The 25,675-nt window shown below is 37.5% G+C and carries 19 protein-coding genes; 9 read left to right on the top strand and 10 right to left on the bottom strand.

What is annotated here, in order from left to right; all coding sequences use genetic code 11:
* Positions 1 to 49: 49 nt before the first annotated feature.
* Positions 50 to 2,290, bottom strand: a complete 2,241-nt coding sequence (locus tag DCS32_RS04360) for an inorganic phosphate transporter (RefSeq protein WP_108877158.1) — start codon at positions 2,288 to 2,290, stop codon at positions 50 to 52.
* 321 nt (positions 2,291 to 2,611) lie between these two features.
* Between DCS32_RS04360 and DCS32_RS04355 the strand changes: the two genes are divergently transcribed.
* Positions 2,612 to 2,977, top strand: a complete 366-nt coding sequence (locus DCS32_RS04355; protein ID WP_041295652.1) for a toxin-antitoxin system YwqK family antitoxin — start codon at positions 2,612 to 2,614, stop codon at positions 2,975 to 2,977.
* Between the two features lie 91 nt (positions 2,978 to 3,068).
* On the opposite strand, the gene DCS32_RS04350 is transcribed toward DCS32_RS04355, so the two are convergent.
* Positions 3,069 to 5,888 (bottom strand): TonB-dependent receptor, encoded by a 2,820-nt coding sequence (locus DCS32_RS04350; RefSeq protein ID WP_239057561.1) that lies wholly within the window; start codon positions 5,886 to 5,888, stop codon positions 3,069 to 3,071.
* Positions 5,889 to 5,970: 82 nt separating this feature from the next.
* Entirely contained in the window at positions 5,971 to 7,233 is a 1,263-nt protein-coding gene (locus DCS32_RS04345) for a hypothetical protein (RefSeq protein ID WP_108877156.1), read from the bottom strand.
* Positions 7,234 to 7,479: 246 nt separating this feature from the next.
* Here DCS32_RS04345 and dgt point away from each other — a divergent pair, with 246 nt between their 5' ends.
* A complete protein-coding gene (gene dgt / locus DCS32_RS04340) occupies positions 7,480 to 8,811 on the top strand; it encodes a dGTP triphosphohydrolase (protein ID WP_108879234.1) in 1,332 nt (443 codons plus the stop codon).
* Between the two features lie 89 nt (positions 8,812 to 8,900).
* Positions 8,901 to 11,606, top strand: a complete 2,706-nt coding sequence (locus tag DCS32_RS04335) for a T9SS-dependent M36 family metallopeptidase (RefSeq protein WP_108877155.1) — start codon at positions 8,901 to 8,903, stop codon at positions 11,604 to 11,606.
* A gap of 55 nt (positions 11,607 to 11,661) precedes the next feature.
* Here the strand turns inward: DCS32_RS04335 and DCS32_RS04330 are convergent, their stop codons facing one another.
* Positions 11,662 to 13,440, bottom strand: coding sequence for a 1-deoxy-D-xylulose-5-phosphate synthase (locus DCS32_RS04330; protein ID WP_108877154.1), 1,779 nt, complete (start codon positions 13,438 to 13,440; stop codon positions 11,662 to 11,664).
* 38 nt (positions 13,441 to 13,478) lie between these two features.
* Between DCS32_RS04330 and DCS32_RS04325 the strand changes: the two genes are divergently transcribed.
* Positions 13,479 to 13,928 carry a nucleoside deaminase gene (locus DCS32_RS04325; protein ID WP_108877153.1) on the top strand — a complete coding sequence of 150 codons (450 nt, stop codon included), beginning with the start codon at positions 13,479 to 13,481 and terminating at the stop codon, positions 13,926 to 13,928.
* Between the two features lie 60 nt (positions 13,929 to 13,988).
* On the opposite strand, the gene DCS32_RS04320 is transcribed toward DCS32_RS04325, so the two are convergent.
* On the bottom strand, positions 13,989 to 14,753 hold the full coding sequence (locus tag DCS32_RS04320) for a TIGR03915 family putative DNA repair protein (RefSeq protein ID WP_317047389.1): 765 nt from the start codon (positions 14,751 to 14,753) through the stop codon (positions 13,989 to 13,991).
* Positions 14,754 to 14,760: 7 nt separating this feature from the next.
* Positions 14,761 to 16,047, bottom strand: a complete 1,287-nt coding sequence (locus DCS32_RS04315; protein ID WP_108877151.1) for a putative DNA modification/repair radical SAM protein — start codon at positions 16,045 to 16,047, stop codon at positions 14,761 to 14,763.
* A 169-nt stretch (positions 16,048 to 16,216) separates the two neighbouring features.
* On the opposite strand from DCS32_RS04315, the gene DCS32_RS04310 reads away from it, so the two are divergent.
* Positions 16,217 to 17,176: a carbon-nitrogen hydrolase family protein gene (locus DCS32_RS04310; protein ID WP_108877150.1), complete on the top strand. Its 960-nt coding sequence runs from the start codon at positions 16,217 to 16,219 to the stop codon at positions 17,174 to 17,176.
* Positions 17,177 to 17,238: 62 nt separating this feature from the next.
* Here DCS32_RS04310 and DCS32_RS04305 read toward each other — a convergent pair whose 3' ends face one another.
* Complete coding sequence (locus tag DCS32_RS04305) at positions 17,239 to 17,862, bottom strand: ExbD/TolR family protein (RefSeq protein WP_108877149.1); 624 nt, start codon at positions 17,860 to 17,862, stop codon at positions 17,239 to 17,241.
* Positions 17,863 to 18,184: 322 nt separating this feature from the next.
* On the opposite strand from DCS32_RS04305, the gene DCS32_RS04300 reads away from it, so the two are divergent.
* The 4 genes from DCS32_RS04300 to DCS32_RS04285 are packed head-to-tail and all read left to right on the top strand — an operon-like array spanning position 18,185 to position 22,042.
* Positions 18,185 to 19,075 (top strand): pseudouridine synthase, encoded by an 891-nt coding sequence (locus tag DCS32_RS04300; RefSeq protein WP_108877148.1) that lies wholly within the window; start codon positions 18,185 to 18,187, stop codon positions 19,073 to 19,075.
* Positions 19,076 to 19,081: 6 nt separating this feature from the next.
* Positions 19,082 to 19,801, top strand: coding sequence for a glycosyltransferase family 2 protein (locus DCS32_RS04295; protein WP_108877147.1), 720 nt, complete (start codon positions 19,082 to 19,084; stop codon positions 19,799 to 19,801).
* On the top strand, positions 19,794 to 20,414 hold the full coding sequence (locus DCS32_RS04290) for a lipid-A-disaccharide synthase N-terminal domain-containing protein (RefSeq protein ID WP_108877146.1): 621 nt from the start codon (positions 19,794 to 19,796) through the stop codon (positions 20,412 to 20,414). Before DCS32_RS04295 ends, DCS32_RS04290 begins: the two co-directional genes overlap by 8 nt.
* Positions 20,411 to 22,042, top strand: a complete 1,632-nt coding sequence (locus tag DCS32_RS04285; RefSeq protein WP_108877145.1) for an ArnT family glycosyltransferase — start codon at positions 20,411 to 20,413, stop codon at positions 22,040 to 22,042. Before DCS32_RS04290 ends, DCS32_RS04285 begins: the two co-directional genes overlap by 4 nt.
* 1 nt (position 22,043) lies before the next feature.
* Here the strand turns inward: DCS32_RS04285 and DCS32_RS04280 are convergent, their stop codons facing one another.
* The 3 genes from DCS32_RS04280 to DCS32_RS04270 are packed head-to-tail and all read right to left on the bottom strand — an operon-like array spanning position 22,044 to position 25,674.
* The gene (locus DCS32_RS04280) at positions 22,044 to 23,480 is read right to left on the bottom strand and encodes a mannosyltransferase (RefSeq protein ID WP_108877144.1); all 1,437 of its coding nucleotides are present in this window, start codon (positions 23,478 to 23,480) and stop codon (positions 22,044 to 22,046) included.
* On the bottom strand, positions 23,477 to 24,967 hold the full coding sequence (locus DCS32_RS04275) for a cellulose synthase family protein (RefSeq protein WP_108877143.1): 1,491 nt from the start codon (positions 24,965 to 24,967) through the stop codon (positions 23,477 to 23,479). The genes DCS32_RS04280 and DCS32_RS04275 overlap by 4 nt, the downstream gene beginning before the upstream one ends.
* Positions 24,964 to 25,674, bottom strand: a complete 711-nt coding sequence (locus tag DCS32_RS04270; protein WP_108879233.1) for a glycosyltransferase family 2 protein — start codon at positions 25,672 to 25,674, stop codon at positions 24,964 to 24,966. Before DCS32_RS04270 ends, DCS32_RS04275 begins: the two co-directional genes overlap by 4 nt.
* Position 25,675 lies beyond the last annotated feature (1 nt).

Raw genomic sequence — 25,675 nt, 5'->3', positions numbered from 1 at the left:
CAGAAACAAATAATGTTTCCGGCATTTTGGTACACATATGTGATACACTTTATTTTGATCTTTTGTGCTCTGTGTTATAGAGTTCAAGTAAGTTCATGATCTCTTCTATAAGATCTTTAGTTTCTAATAATAGACCAAAGTACAAGGTGGTATTTTTAGGACTAGACTCTTCAGAACGTGTGCGCTCTACCTGTTTTTGAATCTTATCTGTTACGTGACCATAAAGCTCTTGTTTTCTTCCTAAAAGCCTCTCTATTTTGTTGTAATTACGGTCTTTAAAAGCTTGAGCTGTTTCTTGTAAGAAGTCACACAGCTTATTGTCTATTTCTTGTAAATCTCTAATTTGATTAAAACGTAGCGGTTTGTGATTGTTGTTAACGTGCTTGTAACTCACTTTTGCTATGTACTCAAGTGATTGAGTGATATCTTCAAGATATCCCAATATCTCTATGTAGAAGTTTGATCCTCGTACACTCGTTTCCTCTAGGTTTTTAATGAAATAGAAAATATTATTGCGCAACTCATCTATCTCTTCATTAAGTTTTTCGACGGTGGCTCTGCTCTTTCTGAGGCTTCCTACCTTATTCTTAGCAAGACCTTTTAGAGTTCCTGTGTAAATTTTGTCAGTACGAATAATTGTTTTTGCAATGTTATCTGCACTTTCTTCGATGATACCAGAAATGGTTTTACTTTCTGCTTTACGAAGGTCTTCCTCAATTTTTGCTTCCTTATTTTTCTTTTTAGTAGATAAATAATTTCTTATAAGCATGGCAATTGCAAGGAAGAATAAGCCTATGATGGCAATATTCCCTCCTAGATACATTAAGTATGCTAGAATACCTGCCGCAGTAAATGCGCTAAATGCTGTTAAAAACCACCCGCTTATTACATTAAGAACACCAGCAACTCTATATACAGCGCTTTCTGCTCCCCAAGCACGATCTGCTAGGGAAGTACCCATAGCAACCATAAATGTAACATAAGTTGTAGATAGTGGAAGCTTAAGTCCAGTAGCTACTGATATAAGAACACTCGCAATTACAAGGTTTACGGCAGCTCTCACCATATCAAAAGCTGGAGCGTCTGACGCTTTTGCGTGTGCTACGGTAGATGGTTCAAAGCTCTTGTTTATACTTTGACGTAGTTTTGGAGGTAATATTTTATTAACACCAGTATTTGCAATGATAACTCCACGTACTAAGTGCTGTGATACCCAGTTAGGTTTAAATCGCTCTTTTACTTCATCTTGACGTGATAAATCTACAGAGGTTTTTACAACGCGTCTTGCTTTTTTACTAAACCACAATGTAAGAACCATGATTAAACCGGCAACCAAAAGTAAAATAGGTTGTGTAGGTACTTTTTCAGCAAGCTGTTCCATGCTGAATGCACTTGGTAATATTCCAGAACCAGACCAGGCTATAAATGAATTATAGGCAGCCATAGGAACTCCTATGAAGTTTACTAAGTCGTTACCAGCAAAGGCCATTGCGAGCGCAAAGGTCCCTAAGATAATAACAAGTTTGTATATGTTTTGTTTGAGAATTGCATGAAACACCCAAGAGACTGCGGTCCAAAGAATAAAGTTAGCTCCTAAGAATTGGATTAGATTATCATTTGCCCAGCTACTAAACTCAGGTGGTAAAATATTTGCACCTTTTAATCCTTTAATAATTATAAAGTATGAAATAGATGAAACTGCAATACCTCCAAAAACAGCAGCAATCCAAGATGGTTTTTTCTCAAAATTGAAAGTCAAGAGGAATCTTGTTAAAAACTGTATAATAGCTCCAATAGTAAAGGCGATAAAAACAGAGAGGAGTATACCTAATATAATCTCCGTTGCCTTATCTGTATTTATATATTCACCTATCTGGGCAAGAGAATCACTATTGTTTGATATTTTAATAATGGACATAACCACAGAGGCTCCAAGTAGTTCAAATACTATAGAGACTGTTGTAGAGGTAGGCATACCCAAGCTGTTGAAGATATCAAGCAATATGATATCTGTAATCATGACAGCCATGAAGATGATCATGATCTCATCAAAATAAAACTGACTGGGATCAAAAATTCCTTTCCTCGCAACCTCCATCATACCACTAGAGGAGAGCGCACCAAAAGCGATACCCACACTAGCCACAATCATCACTGTTTTAAAAGTAACCGCCTTAGATCCTATTGCAGAATTTAGAAAGTTTACTGCGTCATTACTCACTCCGACTACCAAATCTGCAATTGCGAGAATTGCTAACGCAGCAATCATAAAAATGTAAATATTTTCCATAAAATATAAGCTGAAAAGCCAAGGTGGCAAAAATCTTAATTAAAAAAAGATTAAGCGTTATGTAAAGGTTATATCGAGCGAAAGATAATAACTTTTTACATCGAACTACAATGCAAATTTATAGTATTCGCAGTACACTAGCAGCCTGTGAACAATAAAGAGAGGTAGATTAAAATATGATTTTAAACAATATTAATTAATTGTAATTCAGTTGGTTAGTGGTTCAATGTAAATTAAATGTAAACAAAATGTTATGTAAAAGTTTGTTTTATGTAAATTTTATGTTACATTTATATCATAGAAAAATTAAAATCCCAAATTATGAAAAAGATAATGATGATAGCAGTTGCATTTTTAATGGTTGTTTCAATGCAAGCTCAAGAAAAAAATAATAAGCCTACATATGTAGAAGTAGGAGACCTAGTTAAGGCAACTTTATATTTTGATAATGGTGAAGTAAGTCAAACAGGTTTTTATACTAAGGAAGGACAAGTTACTGGACAGTGGATTAGTTATAACCGTGATGGAGATAAAACTGCCAAAGCTCAATATGACAATGGAACTAAAGTGGGTACTTGGTTCTTCTGGTCAAGTGATAAACTTACTGAGGTAGACTATCAAGATTCACGAGTAGCTTCTGTTAATACTTGGAAGAATGAAGGTTCCAAAGTTGCTAGTAATAGATAATAACGCTTTCTCGAAAGCGTAAAACGATACAAATAAAAAAAGGTCTCCAATATGGAGACCTTTTTTTGTGGCTAATTTAAATAACAGTTGATTAGAACTTAAAGCTATAGCTTAAGCTAAAATCTTGTCCAGGACTCCACTTAGAGTATAATTGGTCTTCTGCTTTGTAAGATTGAAAAACACTCTCGCGGTCATCATTAAGTAAGTTTCCTGCCTTAAATGTGATTGTTTGATTTTGATCTTCTCCAAATGACTTTGAAATATTGAATTTTAGGTCATTGAAAGGAAGTGTATATACATCTGCAATTTCTCCTGCTCCCACAATTTGAAGTGTTTTACCTTGAACATTGTAAGACAGACTTGATTTCCATGCAGAATCTTCAGATTCGAAAGCAATACCAGCGTTTAATAAAAATGGTGATTGTCCTTGTAAAACTCTTCCAGAGTCAAGAGTTTCTCCATCTCTCAGTAAGTTTTCTCTCAACAATCTTTCGTCTTCATTGTATGTTTCATCAGACTCAATAATAGAATAATTTACATTAAGTGAGAAGTTGTTAAGTCCTATGAAATCTAGGTTTTTACGTAGCTCAATTTCTGCTCCTATTACATTAGCATCTCCTAGGTTACGTGGTGTTACCTGTCCAGTTGCCTCGGCAAAAAATGTAAGTTCGATAGGGTCCTTGAAGCTCTTGTAAAAACCACTGAATGCAGCAAAATCACCTATTCCAAACTTCTTTTCACTAGCACCGTAAATCTCATATCTTAGATCTAAGTTGTTAATGTAAGTAGGCTGTAAATTTATATTACCTATAAAAAGCTCGTTTTCAATAGGATTAAATATTTGTGCAAGTGATGCCTCTTTAAATGAAGGACGTGCTGTAGTCCTAGAGTATGATGCTCTAATCTTTTTATTCCCATCCTCGTTAAGATCAAATATTAAATTTGCAGAAGGAAATAAATCAGCTTTATCTAGTATTTTCTCATCATTAAAAACGTTTCCTTGTTGATCTTGCCCAGTATAAATAAGATCAAATTTTTCAAAGCGTAGTCCTACAATTGCTGTGAACCATGAAGCTGGTCTAAGTTCTTCAGACGCATATAAAGCTCCTACATTGATATTTGAATCATACTGGTCATTATCATTAGAATCCCTTCTCACAAAGAAGCCACTGTCAGTATCCGGATTATATACGTTTTGCCCTAAAATTGCATTAGGGTCTCCGTTTAAAAGAGCGCTATTGAAATTTCTAAAAGGTGTTGCAAAACGTACTGTTTTGAAATCACGTTGCTTATAAGTATATGCTGCACCAAATTTAAATTTTGCATCCTTTGAAAATAATTCATGCTTGCGAGTCATATCTAATTTACCAGCTAGGTTTATCTCATCAAGATTTCTGAAAAAACGGGAAGCATCACCAGATTCACTTGGGCTTATTGTAAAGCTTTCATCTTCATCATTAACTAGAAATGGAGTAGTACGGAAGTCCTTATCATCTACTCTTGAAAAAGTAGGAGATAATTTCCACTCCGTTGTCCATGAGGCATCTTCATTAGTGTGTTTTCCACTCAAAAGTACATTTGTAAGAGCACGTTCTGTATAAATTAAAATGTCCTTTTTAATGGTGTTACTGTTGTCTATTCTGTTAGTTTGGCTAAGTAATGAAGCGCCAGATTCACCATTTTGTATGTGTAGTACGTTAAGACGATATTTAGAGTTGCTAGTTTTATAAGATAACCCTCCTAATGCGCTGATAAGAACATTATTTTCTCCTCTTTCACCTTGTTGTGTTCTGTCTGTGTTTAATTCAAAAATGCTTGCATCAGTATCTTTTCTAAAACGTTGCCCATCTACATAATCATCATAATAAGTAGTTTCATTGCGGTAAGAAACGGAAGCAAGATATCCCAATTTATTATCACCTACATCATAAGAGTTTCCTGTAGTAAACGATAAGTTAAAATCTGCACCACTGTTTTCTCTCTGTGCAGCTAGTACAGGATTTAGTCTGCCTGCTAGAAAAGAGGCAGTGTTAGGCGTGTTTGTAGGGAAGTCAAATACTTGATTCTCATTAAAAGGGTTAGTACGCTGTCCGTTATCATAACCTAGAAAATCTGTCCCACTAGATTCGTTGCTTATGTAGCTATCGTTAAAGTGAAAATTAGGGTTATAGCCAAGACCTATAGAAGCGCTAGTTTCTTTTCCATTAGGGATATCTTTAGTAACTATATCAACTACACCTCCAGTAAAATCTGCTGGTTGGTCTGCGGTAGAGGATTTTACAACTATGATATTTTCCAAAATTGATGAAGGGAAAATATCAAGTTGTAGTGTGTTTCTGTCTGGATCAAGTCCAGGAACATCTACACCATTGAGTATTGTTTTTGTATAACGATCGCCTAGACCTCTTACATATACATACTTTCCACCCTGAACAGATACTCCAGGAATGTTTTTTACTGCTGCAGCAACATTACTAGCGCCACTTTTCTTAATACTTTCTAATGACAATCCATCGAGCAATTGAACCGATTTTTTTTGAAGATTTAAAACTGATTGCTCTGTGTTTTGACGACTAGTCGATGTGATGATAACTTCGTCTAGTGATGCTCCCGATAGTGTTACATCAAGATTTGTAGTATTATTTTCTGTGACAATTACCTCAGAAATTTGCTGTGTATTATATCCAACAAAAGAAAATTCTATGACATAGGTTCCAGGAGCAATTTCTAGTGTGTATTTCCCATCAAAGTCAGAAGTAGTACCCTTTGTCGTTCCTTGTACAATAACATTTGCAAATGGTAATATGTCATTAAGCTGTCCATCGTTAATGGTACCAGCGATAATTCCCGTTTGAGAATTTGCGGTCATTGCAGACAGTAAAAGTAAGAGTGAATATAAAACGGTTTTCATTATGTTATAATTCATAAGATTGCCCACCATTAATGGTGGGCAATCTATATTATTGTATAGTTTGTAAGAGTGTGAGATTGTATTAATCAATTACACCAGATGTACTTTGTGCTGCAAGTGTCCATGCAAATACAGTAAGATCTGCACCTCCAGTTGTTCCAGACATTGTCCAGTCTGCAGCTTGATCAGTAAATGAAGGAGAGACTATTGTTGCTTCTCCATCTCCGGTTTTTTCAACAAAAATTGAATTTGCTGGAGTTACTCCATTTATAACCCAGTTTGAAAATGAAATTAGACCATCTATAAAGTTTTGAGCAACCCCATTATTATCTAATTCAACATCTTTACCGTCTTGGAATCCTGTTACAAAAACATTGTTAGTTGCTCCTTGTGCACCATCTCTATAGTCTGCATATTCTCCATTTGGAGCAGTTGCACTTCCTATCAAAGTAATATTATTAAGTGTAAAAGCACCGTTTAAAGATCCTTCTGGACCATCTATTTCTAAAGCGTGATCAGAGATGTCTCCAGCAATTACAACTGCGTTTGTTACAGTTCCTGAGTATGCTTGATCGATGTCAAGACCATCATCACCTTGAGCCCACACTAAAAGATTTGATGCATTCACAGTACCTCCAAAAAATTCGATACCATCATCTACATTTCCTACAACCTCTACGTGATCGATAGTAGTTCCTGTTCCTACACCACCTAAAGTAAGTCCGTTAATTTCGTTACCCTCACCTATGAGTGTTCCGCCATGACGTATTGAAACATAAGTTATAGTTCCTGAGTCATCTGCTGCATCAGTACCTCCATAAAGACCGTTAGTGTCACTAGCAGGTATTCCTTCAATTTGAGATGCTTCTACGTCACCATCCTCAGAGATAGGTGCGTTACCTAATACGATAAGTCCTCCCCATAAACCACGAGTATTTTCATCAAGAGTTCCTTCTGTTTGTCCTAGTTGTATACCATCTGCACTAGAAGTCATAATAATAGGGGCAGCAGCCGTTCCGTTTGCCTCTATTTTTGCATCACGTGCAATAATTAAAACAGAAGCGTTTGCTTCTTGTCCTGCAAATGCCTTAATGATTGTTCCTGGCTCTATAGTAAGAGTGTTTCCAGCTGTTACAATCACACGACCATCTAACTGCCATATAGCATCATTTGTTAATGTCATGTCTTCGGTGATATTTCCGGAAAGAGTAGTATCTACGCTATCTGTATCATCACCACCTCCAGTTCCAGGAACTTCAGTTATTACGATAGGTTGATCATCATCACTTGAACATCCTGCTAAAATTCCGCCTAATAAGGCTAAACTAAAAATTAATTTTTTCATCTTGGTTTTCGATTTGATTGTCATTTAAAATCTTCGATGCAAAGATGCTAGCATTATCTTTTTTTGAAGTTACCTCATTGTTATAGTTGCATTAGCTTCTTGTAATTTTAGTGTTATCTCAACGTTAAGACTGTTATACAATTCTTTAGGTGTCATGTTTTTTACGCTTTCGCGAAAGCGTAAATCAATCAAAAAAAAGTAGAAAAAGACTATCTTTCCCCTTGCTAACAAAGGATTGAAAAAATGATGCAATGGGAACGACTGCTTTCACTTAAGAGGCAAGGAGATACAAATAAGAGATTACGAGCAGAGCAAGATGAAACCCGTTTAGGCTTTGAAGTAGATTACGATCGTATAATCTTTTCGTCGGCTTTTAGAAGCCTACAAGATAAGACGCAGGTAATCCCTTTGTCTAAAACAGATTTTGTTCATACACGATTAACGCATAGTCTAGAGGTCGCTGTTGTGGGAAGGTCATTAGGTAGGCAAGTAGGGAAACAAATTCTAGAAAAATATCCTCATCTTTCTGAGGTACATGGCTATAAGATGAATGATTTTGGGGCAATTGTAGCTGCTGCTGCATTGGCACACGACATTGGGAATCCTCCTTTTGGTCATTCTGGAGAAAAATCTATAGGTGATTATTTCAAAAATGGTGGAGGTAAGCGATTTGAAGCAGAGCTCACAGATAAAGAATATCAAGATCTATGCACTTTTGAAGGAAATGCAAACGGGTTTAAAATACTCACGGAGTCCCGTCCTGGTGCAGATGGTGGTCTAAGACTTTCGTATGCAACCCTAGGTACATTTATGAAGTACCCAAAAGAATCGCTCCCACATAAGCCTACAAAACATATAGCAGATAAGAAATATGGTTTCTTTCAAGATGATAAAGCCTCTTTTCAAGATGTAGCCGAAGAATTAGGTCTTATCCAGACTAGGTCAGGTAAGGATATAAGTTACGCGAGACATCCACTTACTTTCTTAGTTGAAGCAGCAGATGATATTTGCTATACTATTATAGACTTTGAAGATGGTATCAACTTAGGGCTCATTCCAGAAGAATATGCTTTAGAATATCTTATAAAACTCGTTCCACATATAAATAGATCTAAATATTCTACACTTACAGATAAGGCGGCAAGAGTGGGTTATCTAAGAGCACTCGCAATAGGAACGCTCATAGACGAGGCTGTTTCTATTTTTATGAAAAATGAAGAGGCTATTCTCGGGGGAGTCTTTGATAAGGCATTGCTAGATAAATCTAAATATGAAGCGCAAATCAATGATGTTCTTAAAATAAGTGTTTCAAATATTTATGACAGTGACGAGGTGATTTCAAAAGAAATAGCGGGTTATGAAATTTTAAACACTTTATTGTCTGCAAGGTGCAATGCAATAACAACAACGCCTACACATTACGATAAGCTAGTTCTAAAATTATTTAATACAAGATCAGACGGTGATTATACTTTGTATCAAGAACTCCTTGAGATTTGTAATCAAGTGTCTGTGATGACAGATAGTAAGTCTGTTAAAATATTTCAACAGCTTCAAGGAATGAATATAAATGGGTAAACAATTATGTTAATGAACGTACATTCATTGTGGGGTTAGTGGCTTTCGTTTAATTTTATTGCATAATTTAAATTAAATCCTATAGTTCTATGAAAAAAAATTACGTTAAGATTTTAATGATTTTGTTGTTTGTCACCTCGATGGGTGTTCAGGCACAGGATTATTTATCACTGCTCAAGCAGGAAATTACCTCACAGAGGAGCCAATTAGGAATTGGGTCTCAAGATATAAATGAACTGTATATTTATAGTAAGAGTAGAACTCAAAAAACTGATGTAATGCATGTGTATGCAGGACAGAAGTATAATGACATTTCGATATTTAATGCAACTGCAAACGGAGCATTTAAAGGTCAAGAGTTAGTTTATTTTTCAAACACTCTTGAAGCAAATGTGTCTGCTCGTGTAAATGCAATAACGCCACAATTAAACCCTCTACAAGCAGCAACCGCAGCAGCAGCTGAGTTAGGTCTGGGTACAGGAAGCTTTTCTTTAATAGAGACAGTAACGACTAAAGAATTTCTTCTTACTAACGGTGGTGTTTCTTTAGAAGATGTTCCAGTAGAATTGGTTTATGTGCCAGTAGGTGAAGAGTTAAAAATTGCGTGGGATCTTAATATTCATACTCTTGATGGTAAGCATTGGTGGAGTGTACGTATAGATGCTCAAACAGGAGAAATTATCAATCAAAATGATTGGGTAGTTTCTTGTTCATTTAGTACGCATAATCATCAATCGGCAAACAATATTAAAAAGGCAACTAAAAAAGACTTTTCTCTTTTTAAGAATGAACAAGCTACAGCAGCAGCATTTGCTGGGGAGCAATACAATGTATACGCACTTCCTGTAGAGAGTCCTAATCATGGTAATGCTTCATTAATAGTTGATCCTCAGAACCTAGAGGCTTCTCCTTTTGGGTGGCATGATACAGACGGCGTAGCAGGAGCAGAGTTTACTATAACTAGAGGAAATAATGTACTAGCGTGGGATGATATATTAGGAGATAACGAAGATACAGGGGGAGCTTCACCAGATGGAGGAGCTGCACTTAGTTTTGACTTTCCTTATGCGTTTGATACAAATCCAGTAAATATGCTGGAAGCATCTACTACAAATTTATTTTATTGGAACAACATCATGCATGATGTTTTATTTCTTTACGGATTTGATGAAGAGAGTGGGAATTTTCAACAGACAAATTATTCTAATCTAGGAAATGGCAACGATTTTGTAATTGCAGATTCGCAAGATGGATCAGGACTTAATAACGCAAACTTTGCTACACCACCAGATGGAATTAATCCAAGAATGCAAATGTTTTTGTGGTCAGCAAGTGGACCTCCAGGAGAAGCGATTACAATTCTTGATGGATCTCTGGCAGGTTCTTATATAGGTATACCTGCTGGATTTGGAGCACCATTACCAGAACAAACTGCATTAGTTGGAGAACTAGCTATATTATTAGATGATAACGCCGGAGATTCAACAGATGAAATCGACGCTTGTGACACTGTTACAAATGCAGCAGATGTAGTTGGTAAGATTGCACTTTTGAGAAGAGGTACATGTGAGTTTGGTGTTAAGGTTCTAGCTGCAGAGCAAGCAGGGGCCATTGCTGTTATTGTTATAAATAACAATGCCGATGCGCCAATAGCTATGGCTCCTGGAGCAGTAGGTGACCAGGTAACTATCGCGAGTGTTATGGTTTCTCAAGAAGATGGAGAAGCTTTAATTACAGCATTACAAAACGGAGACATTATTAATGGATCCTTACTTAATGAAGGTCCATTTCAAGTTGACGGTAACCTAGATAACGGTATTGTAGCTCATGAATATGGGCATGGTGTGTCAAATAGGTTAACAGGAGGTGCAAACAATTCTAACTGTATGAGAACTTGTGTGCAGTTTGATGTTGATGGTTGTATTCCTGGATTTGCTACAGAAGTAATGAGTGAGGGGTGGTCAGATTATTTCGGGCTTATGGTTACTATGAAGGAAGGAGACACTGGTGCAGATGTAAGAGGTATTGGAACTTATGCAATAGGGCAGCCTACAGATGGTGGCGGTATACGCCCTACTCCTTATAGTACAGATCTAGCTATTAATGATTCATCATATGATTCTGTTGCGGTATTCGAAAATACCACTGCACCGCATCCAGTAGGTTATGTATGGGCAACCATGATCTGGGACATGACATGGGGATTCATTGATGAGTTTGGTTTTGATGAAGATATATATAATGGAACAGGTGGAAATAATATTGCTCTTCAATTAGTAATGGACGGACTTAAACTACAGCCGTGTAATCCAGGATTTGTAGATGGTAGAGATGCGATACTAGCAGCCGTAGAAATGAGTCCATACTTTACAGATGAGGATACAAAAGCTACTGCTGGATGTATTATTTGGAATGCATTTGCAAATAGAGGTTTAGGTTTTTCTGCAGATCAAGGTGATTGGAGAGAAAGAGAAGACGGAACTTCTGCTACAGATTTACCACCAGATAACCTTAATCCTTGCTTAGGACCTCTATCTGTAGATAGAGTTGCAGCAGTTGGAGCATTCAGTGTGTTTCCTAATCCAAGTAACGGTAATATCAATATCGCAGTAAATACACCTCAAGGTGGAGGGACTGTGAAAATTATTGACATAAACGGACGTGTGGTATATACTAAAGATGCTGTGCTTGAAGGTACTGTAAGATTACAAGCAGAAGGGCTTGCAACAGGTATTTATTTACTACAAGTTCAGAGTACTAATACTACTGAAACTATCAAGATTATTATCGAGTAATATTAGATATTGAATCAAATAACAAATCGGCAGACTCATAAGTCTGCCGATTTTTTTATGTAAGATTTTTAAGAAGTCTTGTAATTTCGTTTACAGATATTCCAGCTTCTTCATATTGCTCATCAACCGTGGCATGTTCTATAAACGTGTCTGGTACTCCTAGTATGATGAGTTTGCCTTTATACGCTTTCGCGAAAGCGTAATCACCCACAACACTTCCCAGTCCACCTATTCTTGAGCCATCTTCCACAGTAATTATATGTTTATAGGTTTTAAAAACCTCGTCTAATAGGTCGGTGTCTATAGGTTTTAAAAAACCGATGTCGTAAACCCCAAATGCTTGTTCTGACTTCTCTACTGCTGCTATAACATTCTTTAAAATGCTTCCTATACTTATAATGGCAACATCCTTACCTCCCTGAATACAACGTCCTTTGCCTATGTGTGTTTTTTCAAAAGGAAGCTGCCAGTCTATATGAATACCTCGACCTCGTGGGTACCTTATGGCAATAGGATGTTTTAATCCAAGTTGTGCAGTATATAGTATATTACGTAATGCAATCTCATCACTAGGTGCGTAAATAATAAGGTTAGGGATGCAATTAAGGTACGCCAGGTCATAAACGCCTTGGTGTGTGCCTCCATCTTGACCCACAAGACCAGCGCGATCTAAACAAAAAATAACGGGTAAATTTTGTAGCGCCACATCATGAATTACTTGATCATATGCTCGCTGTAAAAAGGTGGAATAGATGTTACAAAAAACTACCATTCCCTCTGTTGCCATTCCTGCTGAAAGCGTTACAGCATGCTGCTCTGCGATGCCTACGTCAAAGGCACGATCTGGAAAAGCGGCAATCATATATTTAAGAGAGCTGCCTGTAGGCATGGCAGGTGTAATACCTATAATTTTTTTGTTAAGTGTTGCGAGCTCCACAATGGTATGCCCAAAAACATCTTGATATTTTGGAGGCTCTGGAACAACTGCTTTTGTAATTCTAATGCCAGTAATTGCATCAAATTTACCAGGGGCATGATAGGTGATCTGTTCTTGTTCGGCGAGGGCTAGTCCCTTTCCTTTTGTGGTAATTACATGTAAGAATTTTGGACCTTCTACTTTTTTGAGAGCTTCTAAGGTCCCTAGTAGTTTAGGTAAATCGTGACCGTCTACTGGGCCAAAATATTTAAAATTAAGCGCTTCAAAGATGTTGTCTTCCCTAGCAGTGCCTTTTTTTACGTTAGTTAGATATTTTTTTAGAGCTCCTACGCTAGGGTCAATACCTATAGCATTGTCGTTAAGGATAACAAGTAAATTTGCGTTAGTTACTCCCGCGTGATTTAATCCTTCAAAAGCCATCCCGCTGGCTATGGAGGCATCACCTATTACGGCGATGTGATGTCTATCTTTTTGACCTTTTAATGTTGCAGCCATCGCCATGCCTAAAGCTGCAGATATAGAGGTGCTGCTGTGGCCAGTTCCAAAGGTGTCATATACACTCTCCATACGATTAGGAAAACCACTTATACCACCCTTTTGCCTGTTAGTATGGAAAATATCTCTACGTCCCGTTAATATTTTATGTCCATAAGCCTGGTGACCCACGTCCCAGATAAGATTATCTTCTGGGGTGTTAAATATATAGTGTAGGGCAATTGTAATTTCAACAACTCCTAAACTAGCGCCTAGATGTCCTTCCTTAGTTGCAATAATATCAATAATAAAACGACGAAGCTCTACCGCAAGTTGGGATAGTTGCTCTTGCGTCAATAGGCGCAAATCGCTTGGTGATTTTATAGTATCAAGAATACTCTCTGGCATGTTACAAAGGTACATCTTGAATATGTATTTTTATATCATTAAAAACAGGATACATGCTAGAACCTTATGATGATGCTTACTTTATGAAGAAGGCTTTGCAAGAAGCGCAAGCTGCTTTTGATCAAGGTGAAATTCCTGTTGGTGCCGTAGTCGTAATTGATAATATGATTATTGCCAGAGCACACAATCTTACAGAGCGTTTAACAGATGTAACCGCACATGCAGAGATGCAGGCGATTACAAGTGCTTCTAGTTTTATAGGTGGTAAATACCTTCAGCAATGTACGTTGTATGTTACTTTAGAACCTTGTCAGATGTGTGCTGGTGCTCTCTATTGGAGTCAAATAGGTAGAATCGTTTATGGTGCAAAAGATTTGAGGCGTGGTTATGATGTGATGGGTACCACCTTGCATCCTAAGACAAAGGTAGAAAGCGGAGTGCTCGCACAAGAGTGTGAAAGTATCATGAAGCGCTTTTTTGTAGATAAGCGCAATCTTAATTAGGAACACTTTTATTTTTTTATAAGTCTTAGTTACGCTTTCGCGAAAGCATAATGACCCAATTTACGGCTGTTTCTCACTTAAATACTTCCAGTATCTCTTGGGTACATGCTGTAAGTGTAGTCTCATATTTTTACGGGAAGGTATATTGGTACTTTTAAAATAGTTTTTCCATAAGTCTTGATAATGCATTTCATCATGCGTGAAGTAAAATGGCGCAGCTAGGCTACTATTAATATCATTTGAGATTTCAAGCTGTACATAGTTGACAGTCTTTAGGTCATAGAAAATCCCATAATTCCTGCAACGATCATAGATGAGCCATTTTTGATCTGAATATCTATTTTTAAAGTGAATGGCATTAAGAGGTAAGGTGTCAAAATCTGGTTCGACCTCTGCAAAATATACATTGTCCTTAGTAAGTCTAAACCTGATAAAGGCATCCATTCTATGTTTTTCACGCCCTACAATTTTAACCAAATTGGTGAGTCTCAACACATCGATATCTGCAAAATTATCAGTGACATTTTCACCTTTAAATCCTTTTTTGATTATTCGTAAGAGGACTTGCTCTCTATCTGATTGCTCACTTAAAAATGCTTTGTAGATGAGATTACCAGCTTTCTTTCCTATTTTATCTTCAATACCTTTCCATACACGATCAGATTTGGCTTGATCTGTATATATTGTATGCTCCTCATCAAAGAAATTTACGGTGACTAGTCGCTCGCTTACAATTTTTACTCGTGTAGGTTTACGGTCATAAACCTCAAATACTGAAGTGAGAAAACCTTCGAAAGTTCCATCATAGATGTATTGATCTATCATTCCCATCTTACGACACAGTTACATTTGCGTTAGATTCAAAAAGGTTAAGCTGGCTGTTGTAAGCACCTCGCCATTTACTAGAAGAGGTTCCCATGATTAAGCTTTTAAGTTGTGCAGCGGTGCGGTCTTTTGTTTCAAATTGTGAAGAAGCGCAAACGAGAAAATACTGAGCACGATTCATTGAGATGCCTATGGCTTTGAGATGCTCCCAGCTTAGTTTTCTATATCTACGTGCATTGATAATTTTATCTACAGAGCGCATTCCTACACCAGGAATACGAGCAAGTAATCTGCGGTCTGCATGATTTACATCTACAGGGAAGTGCTGTAAGTTGCGTAGTGCCCAACTTAATTTTGGGTCGATATCTGTTTCAAGATTAGGATGCTCTTTGTTGAGCAACTCTTGTATGCTAAATCCATAAAAACGCAATAACCAGTCTGTTTGATACAACCTATTTTCTCGTAACATAGGCACATCTGTACCTATAGAAGGCAATCGCTCGTCATGACTTATAGGGATGTATCCAGAGTAGTACACCCTTTTCATTTGGAATTCTTTATAAAAGTATGCACTTGTGTACATAATCTGAGCATCTGTCTCACCCGTGGCGCCTATGATCATTTGTGTACTTTGCCCAGCAGGTGCATATATAGGAGTGCTTTTTATAAGCTTCTTCTCGCTTTTGTATTGAATGATCTCATTCTTTACTTTGCGCATAGGTTTGATAAAGTCTTCGCGTTTTTTATCTGGAGCAAGTAGTTTAAGACCTTGCTCCGTGGGTATTTCAATATTCACAGAAAGTCTGTCGGCATAAAGTCCTGCTTCTCTCATTAATTCGTCGCTCGCTCCAGGAATAGATTTGAGATGGATATACCCATTAAAATTTTCTTCAAGGCGTAGTTTCTTGGCAACAAGAACAAGGCGCTCCATGGTATAGTCGGCATTTTTAAAAATACCACTACTTAAAAATAGGCCCTCAATATAATTTCTACGGTAGAAATTGATCGTAAGATCCACCACCTCTTGTACTTTAAAAGCGGCTCGTTTTACATCATTACTTTTACGAGTCACGCAATAGGCACAGTCAAAAATGCAATGATTAGTAAGTAAGATTTTCAATAATGATACACATCGTCCATCTTCTGTATAGGTGTGGCAGATTCCCATCCCACTAGAATCTCCTAATCCTTTATTTTTATTTGCACGCTTACTTCCGCTAGAAGAGCAAGAGACATCATATTTTGCAGCATCTGCGAGGATGTTGAGCTTTTCTTTAATACGTTCAAAATTCATAGCAATAGGATTTAAAACAAAATTATGGAATAATTCCTAATATGTGGATTGTAACACAAATTTTGTGAATGGTATTGAAAGAAATAAGTACGCTTTCGCGAAAGCGTAACCCTATGAAGCCGACTACTATTTAGTACTTTTAACATTATCACTTTTATAAACTATACCTATGTCACAGTCTAATCATTTAAAAGTTGCTCTTGCTCAAATCGCTCCAGTCTGGGGAAATAGGGAAGAGACGATTAAAAAAATAAAAATCGCCATTCAAGAAGCTGCCGAAAATGAGGCAGAACTCATTGTTTTTGGAGAAGGGTTGTTGCCTGGGTATCCATATTGGTTATCGCTCACAGATGGTGCGGCATGGGATACAAAAGTGGTGAAGGAATTACATGCGCACTACGCGAGAAATGCTGTAGATGTAGAGCGTGGTGATCTAGATGAAATATGTGCATTATCGAAATATTACAATATTGCAATATATCTTGGAATCATTGAAAAACCAATGGATCGAGGAGGAGCAAGTTTATATTGCTCCTTAGTGTATATCAATCAAAATGGAGAAATACAATCTGTTCACCGCAAATTACAACCTACCTATGATGAGCGATTAACTTGGGCGCCAGGAGATGGTCACGGTCTAAAAGTGCATCCTCTTAAACAATTTACAGTGGGCGGTCTTAACTGCTGGGAGAACTGGATGCCATTACCACGAGCTGCTATGTATGCGCAAGGTGAAAATTTACATATTGCCGTATGGCCAGGGAGTGATTACAATACGAAAGATATCACACGCTTTATCGCAAGAGAATCTCGTAGTTATGTAATCTCTGTGTCTAGCAGAATGGCAATTGCTACTGATTTTCCAGAAGATACTCCTCACCTTAAAGAAATTTTAAAGCGCGCCCCAGAGCGTTCATCAAATGGTGGTTCTTGCATTGCAGGACCGGATGGCGAATTCATCTTACCTCCAGATATAGAAACAGAAGGTAATATATATCACACCTTAGATTTTAATAGAGTGTATGAGGAACGTCAGAATTTTGATCCTTCTGGGCATTATTCTCGTCCAGATGTGACTAAGCTAACAGTTAACAGAGAACGTCAGAGCACGGTAACCTTTAATGATTAATTAAAAACGGCAGGAATCTACTTGAAGATTTCTGCCGTTTTTGTATTACTTGATAATGTATTTTAAATTCTCAGTTCTTTTGAAGTCTCTGCTTCTGAGATAAGCATTGGGAACATAGTTCGCACTTGTTTTAATTGAGCTGTTCTTTTTAACACATCTCCTTTGTAGGTGCCATTCTTTATAGCCTTATCTGTAGCTGTAAAGTCAATCGCAAATAATCGTTGTGCTTCTCTATTTCTCAAAAACTCATAAGCACTTGAAATCTCATTCTGTACCTTGATATACGTATCGTAGTTTGTAAGTCTATCTGGCGAAATAGAAATTACAGCTTTCTGAGGATTATCTGAAGAGAGTAGATCTCTGCTGCCTTTACAATAATCACAATATTCATCTTGACCTAACGGGATACCGCCATTATCAAGAAAGTCAATGGTTAATTGTCTTAAATCTTCAAGCGGTACACGTTCATTTTCTACCAGCAGCATATTATCTGCGTTGACAATGATTTCAAAAAGATTCTTGTTCTTAATAAGAACTTGAGGTTTGTCTTGAATCGCTGGCGGGAGTTGCCGTGCGATGCCTTTATCTTTTTCTATAGTTGTGGTAACCAAGAAAAAAATAAGCAAGAGGAAGGCAATGTCTGCCATGGATCCTGCATTTACTTCGGGAGTAGTGCGTCTTCTCATAATGTATAAAGTTTTAAAATGTTGAACAGGTTGTGGGAATCAAGTTCTGTGCCAGTAGGCTACTTTTTGAAAATGGAGCGTGTCTAAGCTCGTAGCGAGGGTCTTTAATAAGCAGCTTTAGTGTTTTATTTGTCAGTGTTGATCCAGGTGTTTGTTTGGTTTTGAATTCAATGAGAGTAGGAGGTGAGGCTTGTTTTAGTTGATAAAAGCTTCTTTGTAATGAGATCAAATTTTCGCGAAAGCGGGTAACTTATTATTATGCTCACTAGGTAGTAAAAGAGTACGGAGTAAATCTTACCTTTGCAGCTTAAACAATAATGTAATGAGCAGAGGAGCAGATAATAGAGGAAAAGGAAAACCATCTGGGCGTAGTGGCGCTGGCGGAAAGCAAAAGAGTGGTTCTAGAGGGACACAACCCGTGCGTAAACAAGCGAATAAACCAGTAGGAAAACCTAAGGATAAAGCCTTTGATGCACCAAAAAAACAAGCGCCTAGAAAGAAGGATGATGGAACGATGCGCCTTAATAAGTATATAGCAAACTCAGGGATATGTTCTCGTCGTGAGGCAGATATGTATATCTCTATAGGTCAGGTTACCGTAAATGGTAAGGTGGTTAATGAGATGGGTTACCAAGTAAAACTAGAGGATGATGTTCGTTTTGATGGACGTCGTATCAATCCTGAGGCAAAAGCATATGTATTGCTTAACAAGCCTAAAGGCTTTGCAACTACAACAAGTAATGATAAAGGAAATACCGTAATGGATCTCGTAGCAGGTTCTACTAAATCTCGTATTCAACCTATAGGAAGATTAGGCCGTAATGCGATGGGATTATTACTTTTTACTAATGATGATGAGCTTGTACAGAAATTTACAAATTCTAAAAAAGGAGTAGATAAGTTATACCACGTAGAGCTTTCTAACAACTTGAAAGGTGCAGATATTGAGCGAATCAATGAGGGTCTTAAGATCGATGGCAAAACAATTACCGTAGATGAGATAAGCTATGTAGATGGAGCGCCTAAAAAGGAAGTAGGTCTTCGTATTAGAAATACTGGTAACAGTGTGATACGTACTATTTTTGAACACCTTAACTACGAGGTGGTACGTGTAGATTGTGTTACAATAGCGGGACTTACAAAGAAAGATTTACCTAGAGGTCACTGGAGACACTTAACAAAACAAGAGGTTGTAAATCTCAAAAACGGATAGGTTTTTATGGAGTATCGTCTTACTATCGTAGTCCCAGTTTATAATGAAGAAGATAACCTCGCAAGGGTGGAATCTGAATTTGTAGCTTATTTTAAAACTGCTGTAGCAAAGAGTAAGGTGCTGTTTGTAAACGATGGTTCTAAGGATACCAGTCTTGATATTATCAAGGAGATTTGCGCTAGAAATACTGACTTTGAGTATATCGCATTCACAGAAAATTGCGGACTAAGTGCCGCAATTAAAGCTGGATTTGATCACGCAGATACAGAACTCGTGGGTTATATAGATAGTGATTTACAAACATCTCCAGAAGATTTTAATGTGCTTATTAAAGAAATAGGACCTTATGATCTTGTAACTGGTGTACGTGCAGATCGTAAGGATAAGTTTGTGAAAAACATGTCTTCAAAGATTGCAAATGGAATACGCCGTTCCTTTACACATGACGGGATGGATGACACTGGTTGTCCGCTTAAAATTATAAAAACGGAGTATGCGCAGCGCATACCTATGTTTAAAGGATTGCACCGTTTTCTTCCTGCAATGATTTTGTTGCAACATGGGAAAGTAAAACAAGTTCCTGTGCGTCACTTCCCGCGTATTGCTGGGGAGGCAAAATTTGGCGTTTGGAATAGATTAGTGGGTCCTCTTATGGATTGCTTTGCCTATCTCTGGATGAAGAAAAAATACATCAACTATAAAGTAGGAAGCACAAGCCGTGGATAGTCTGTCGCTACTTGCCGTACTTGCGCAGCTTCTCTTTGGAGGGCGTATGTTATCGCAGTGGTTGCTTTCAGAAAAAAGGAAAAAAGTAGTAACACCTCTTACATTCTGGTGGCTTAGTCTTTCTGGGTCTTTTGTACTTTTTATTTACGGATATTTCCGTACGGACTTCCCGCTCATGCTGGGTCAGGTGCTGGGTTATATTATTTACATAAGAAATTTACAAATCCAAAATCAATGGAAATTGTTGCCTAAATGGTCTCAGTTTTTAATCATTGCCATTCCTGTTGGGATTATTGCATACGGTTGGAATAATGGAAAATTTGACCTCGCAGCATTATTCTCAAAAGAGGAAATGAGCACTTGGCTGCTTACCCTTGGAATCGTTGCACAAGTCTTGTTTACACTTCGTTTTGTATACCAGTGGTTTCATGCGGAAAAGAATAAAGAAGCAACACTACCTCTTGGGTTCTGGTTGTTTTCATTTACGGGAGGACTACTCTCGTTGCTGTATTTCTTATACCGTGTAGATTATGTAATGGTGCTCTCTTATGGGTTGGGAACCTTTATCTACGCACGCAATATTTATCTTCATTATAAATCTCAAAAGGCTTGATCACACTCATAGAAAAGCGACCTATTTTCACAATCATTATCGTGGTTGGAGTTTTATTATTGCCTTTTCTTGATGTGCTAGAAGTAACCATCATGGAAGCTCGCAACTTTGTGACAGCACGAGAAATGCTTACTGATGGTAACTGGATACTCACTACCATGAATGGTGAGCCACGTTATGAAAAACCTCCTTTGCCCACTTGGCTATCGGCAATTTCAGGAGCTATTTTTGGTATAAATAGCGTCTGGGCAATGCGTTTTCCTGCAGTGCTAATGGTGATGTTGCTGGGGAGTATGATATATACGCTTTCGCGAAAGCTGACTCTTACTAAACGCAATAGTCTTATTAATGCACTGGTAAGTATAACTTCATTATATGTTATTCTTATAGTTTTTGAAGCACCATGGGATATATATGCACATGCATTTATGCTCACGGCAATTTATTGCATTTTTAAGGGATTGAGTGAAGATACATCACGCGGGAATATATCGACTTGGCTCATCGCTGCTATATGTCTAGGAGCTTCTATATTGAGTAAGGGTCCTGTTTCTTTATACGTACTGTTCTTGCCATTTCTGATTGCTTATCTCGTAGTCTATAGAAGGGAAACTGGAAGGAGAAAGTGGTTGCCATTAACACTTGTTTTGCTAGGAGGATTATTGCTAGGTTTTAGTTGGTACGGTTATGTACGTGCTATAGATCCGGAAACTTTTGCAGCGATAGCTTCCAAAGAAACAGGAAACTGGACGAGTTATAATGTGAGGCCTTTTTATTATTACTGGAGCTTCTTTGTACAAAGCGGATTGTGGACAATTCCAGCCTTTATAAGTCTATTGTATCCTTATTTGAAGACTAGGGTTTCTAATAGAAAAGCATATCGTTTTACATTTTTGTGGACCATTATCGCTGTCATACTACTTTCTGTTATTCCAGAGAAAAAATCTCGATACCTTATGCCTGTGCTTATACCACTAGCCATGAATGTTGGTTTTTATATCACGTATCTCGTAAAACGTTTTAAAGAATTGAAAAGTAGAAAAGAGATTGTTCCCGTGTATTTCAATGTGGGTTTATTGCTTTTAATATTTATAGCTGCTCCTATTGCATTTATTTACCTAGCTATATCACACTCGATAGCTGTAAATGTTGTTGCCGTAATTGCTTTTATGGTAGTTCTTGTAGTTGCACTATATATTATTCGTGCTTTAATGCATAAAAATATATACCATGTTTTCCTGCTTATTGTCCTCGCTGTTATTTGTACGGCCATAGGAAGTCTATCAGTTCTTAAAAACAACCTGTTTAATGATCATTACAGTGTATTTAACGATGAGGTTCTCGAAAGTAGCACACCACTGTACAGTTTTGAAATGGGCGCTCCTGAAGTGTTCTGGGGAGCTGAAAGGGAAGTGGTTATTCTTGACTCTGAAGAGACTGTGGTGCTAGATGAGAGGTTCCACTTACTGTTATGTTCAGATTGTGAAGCGGTTCTCTCAGAAAAATTTAAGGGCTATCAAGCAACGTTTGTTCAAGACTTTGATTTTAATTACAACGCTACAGATAGTAGAGCTTATAAAGATAGAAAGTCTGGAAAAGTGTATGAGATGATTAAGGTGGGAAAATAGTTTAGCCCTCAATGGCGGTCTTTGTCATTACAATAATTTTAGATGGTTTGTAAACTTCCCAGATAAAAAATACGATTACAATAATGTACTCTATAGCTACGAGCCATAAATTTTCATTAAAACCATTTGCGCCATACGCACTGTAACTTAGCATCACGGTAGCACTCCAAACCAGTGGAAAACGATAGCGAGTGAATACACACAAAAGTAGAGGCGTAGCTACATACCAAGGGTGAACAGTGGTAGACATTAAAAAGTAAAAGGAAATCCCAATGAGTATGGCGGTAATGGTAGCTTGTAATGATCTGTTGTTTCTAAAGAAGGCTATAACTATTAGAAAGCCTAATACAATCTTAGGCAGTAAAGGTCCTACATCTGCAATAATGTTCCAGCCTATGGTTTGATAACCTACATATCTGATGATGTAATAAATACTGGCATTAAATTCAAATTTCTTAAACCATAACGCAATGGATGCCCCAAAGTTTTCGGCGAACTCATTTGTGAGAAATGGTAAGAAGGTCAATATGACTACTCCAATCACAATCAAATAGAAATAAACGAGGCGAGGAAGGTTTTTTGTTATTTCGCGAAAGCGGACTTTCCATGGGTAGGAGCTTCTAAAGTGAGTTGTTTTTCTATCACCACGAGTTAAGAAGTATTGCATGAAAAGTGGCAGAAAGAGTAGTGGTAATAACTTAGTAGATATAGATAATGCTATCATCACAGCACTTATTATCCACTTACCTTGGGCCAGTAAATACAAGGATAAGACGACAAAAAACAACATGACAGACTCAAAATGCAGATTGCCTGTCATCTCAATAATGATAAAGGGATTGAGCCCGTACCAGAAGATGTTGTGAATAGGTAAGCCTAACTTTTGTAACAATTTCTTACCATAAATAATAATCCCAATGTCTGCAAGAATGATGGTAATTCTAAAAACGATGGCGGCACCAATGATGCTATTGCCAGAGAATAATCCTGCGATTGCAAATATAAGTTGGTTTACGGGTGGGTAATTTGTAAAGTGACTTCCGTTAAGTGCTCCCATTCCCTCATAGAGCTGTTTTGCATGCGCTACAATCTGGAGATTGCCAGCTTCTATATAGCTTTGAGGAGTTGTTAAATACGGATTAAAACCTTGAACGAGCATCCGCCCATCCCATATAAAGCGATAAAAATCTTGAGAGAGATTTGGTATAACGGGTATAAAAACGAGCCTTAGCGCTACTGCTAGAAAAAGAAGTAAAGAGAAGTCATTTTTGCCTTTACTAACGATAAAGTAAAAGCAAGCAAAAAGTATACTGTATAGACTTAATAGGAGTGCGGTGTTAGCTCTTTCTAGATGAAAAGCAAAGAGGTAGTAGGTAACTAAGGAAACAATCGCTAGTGCGATAGGAGTTTTATTATATTTCCAAAGGCGTTCTATCACGCTTTACTTGTAAGTGATTTAAAAAACACAAACCCGAAGCCCATGAATAACATAAGGTGAAAAGGAAATAATCCAAAATCTCCACCTTGATCTCCTACTACAGATGCATAATACATCCCAAAACCAAAATACAACATCAAGAGACCTTCAAAAATCACATTGATTGATATATTCTTTTTGAGATACTTATTACCTTTCCAAGAGTCTTTGAGTTCGCTTATGTTAAACTTAGGCGTACGTATAAAATCACTTCGTTTACCTAGGTGACCTTCTATTACTGCAATAGAATTATGAAGTGAGAATCCCATGGCAATACTAAAAAATACAAAGAACATCCCCGTATACTTTAAAAATTGCTTGAATCCTCCACCATAAATGCTTTTAAACATAAACCAATAGCAGATAAAGAAAATCACACTACTAATTACAAAGAAAGACATCACATAAAAGTATGGCTTTAGGTGTGCATATTCATTTTTGATATAGAGCATTGGGATACTCAATATCGCTACTATGAGAACATTTAAAAACATGGTGCTATTTAATAAATGTAGAAGGCCGTGTAGTTTTGTTTTTGGAGAAATAGTTTTGCTAGTCAAAACCTTTCTAGACATTTTCTGGAAGTTCTCTGCTCCACCTTTATTCCATCGAAACTGTTGAGAGCGAGCAGCACTAATAACTACCGGAAGCTCTGCTGGAGTTTCTACATCCTCTAGGTATTTGAATTTCCAGTTTTTAAGTTGGGCACGGTAGCTTAGGTCAAGATCTTCGGTAAGGGTATCACCTTCCCAGTTTCCAGCATCTTCAATACACTGCTTGCGCCATAAGCCAGCAGTTCCATTAAAGTTTATAAAATGTCCTTTACTATTTCTACCTACTTGTTCTAGAGTAAAGTGAGCATCAAGTGCAAATGCCTGCACTTTTGTGAGTAGGGAGTAATCTCTGTTTATGTGTCCCCAGCGTGTTTGTACGACGCCTATGTTACGATCCTTAAAGTAAGGAACAGTACGTTGTAACCAGTTAGGTTCTGGAAGAAAATCTGCATCAAAGATGGCAATAAATTCGCCTTTTGCAACCTTAAGTCCTTCCTTTAATGCGCCTGCTTTAAATCCCGAACGGTCTGTTCGAGTAACATGCTTAATGTCTAGTCCTTTATCGCTTAGACGTTTTATGTGTTTTCTTGTGGTTTCAAAAGACTCATCTGTACTATCATCTAGCACTTGGATTTCAAGCTTATCTGCAGGGTAGTCTAAGAGCGCAATATTATCTAGTAGACGCTCCATGACATACAGTTCATTATATACAGGAAGCTGTATGGTTACAAAAGGGATTTGTGCTGGATCTTTAAAGTTAAAAACTACAGCATCATCCTTTTTGCGTTGTGCACGCAAGTAATTAAAAAGTAAGTTGAGCTGTGATAAGCTATACGCAAATATGATAATAAGCGAAATCGTGTAAATAACAATAATAACGGTTTCTAATATCATTTCTTAAAACTGTATTTAAAAATCCATCCTAGTATTTTAACTCCTGCCATTACTGCACCTTTTACGGTACCAGAGACTTTAGAAACACCTATGCGATTGCGATAAGTTACTGGGACTTCTATATAATTCATCTTCTTCTTTAAAACCTTGAGTTGCATCTCTACCGTCCACCCATAGGTTTTATCTTCCATCTGTAAAGCTAGTAAGCTATCATATTTCATAGCTCTAAAAGGTCCCAAATCTGTGAAGTTTGCTCCAAAAAATAGCGTCATTAATGTAGTTGCAAGCCAGTTTCCAAATATCTGTGGAGTGGTCATTGATCCGCTTTCGCGAAAGCGTTTGTCTCTAGCACCTATAACCATGTCGTAATCTCCATTGATAATAGGAGCGACTATCTTAGTTAGCTCTTCTGGGTAGTCACTATAATCTCCGTCTAAAAAGACAACGATATCTGGGCGTTTGGTAGGGTCATCAATACCCGTGGTTGCAATGTATTCCATGCCCTTGAGGCAGGCGTATCCATATCCTTTGCGTTCTTCTCTTAATACAGTAGCACCATTATCTCTAGCAACTTGTTCTGTATTATCTGTAGATGCATTGCTTACTACAATAACTTCACTCACCGTGTGAGGAATGTCTCGTAGCACGTGACCAATGGAGTCTTGCTCGTTGTAAGCTGGTATTATTACTTTAATAAGGGGAGTCATA

It is taken from the genome of Dokdonia sp. Dokd-P16 (genome assembly GCF_003095655.1).
GTDB lineage: Bacteria > Bacteroidota > Bacteroidia > Flavobacteriales > Flavobacteriaceae > Dokdonia.
This window is presented reverse-complemented; position numbering and strand designations above follow the sequence as displayed.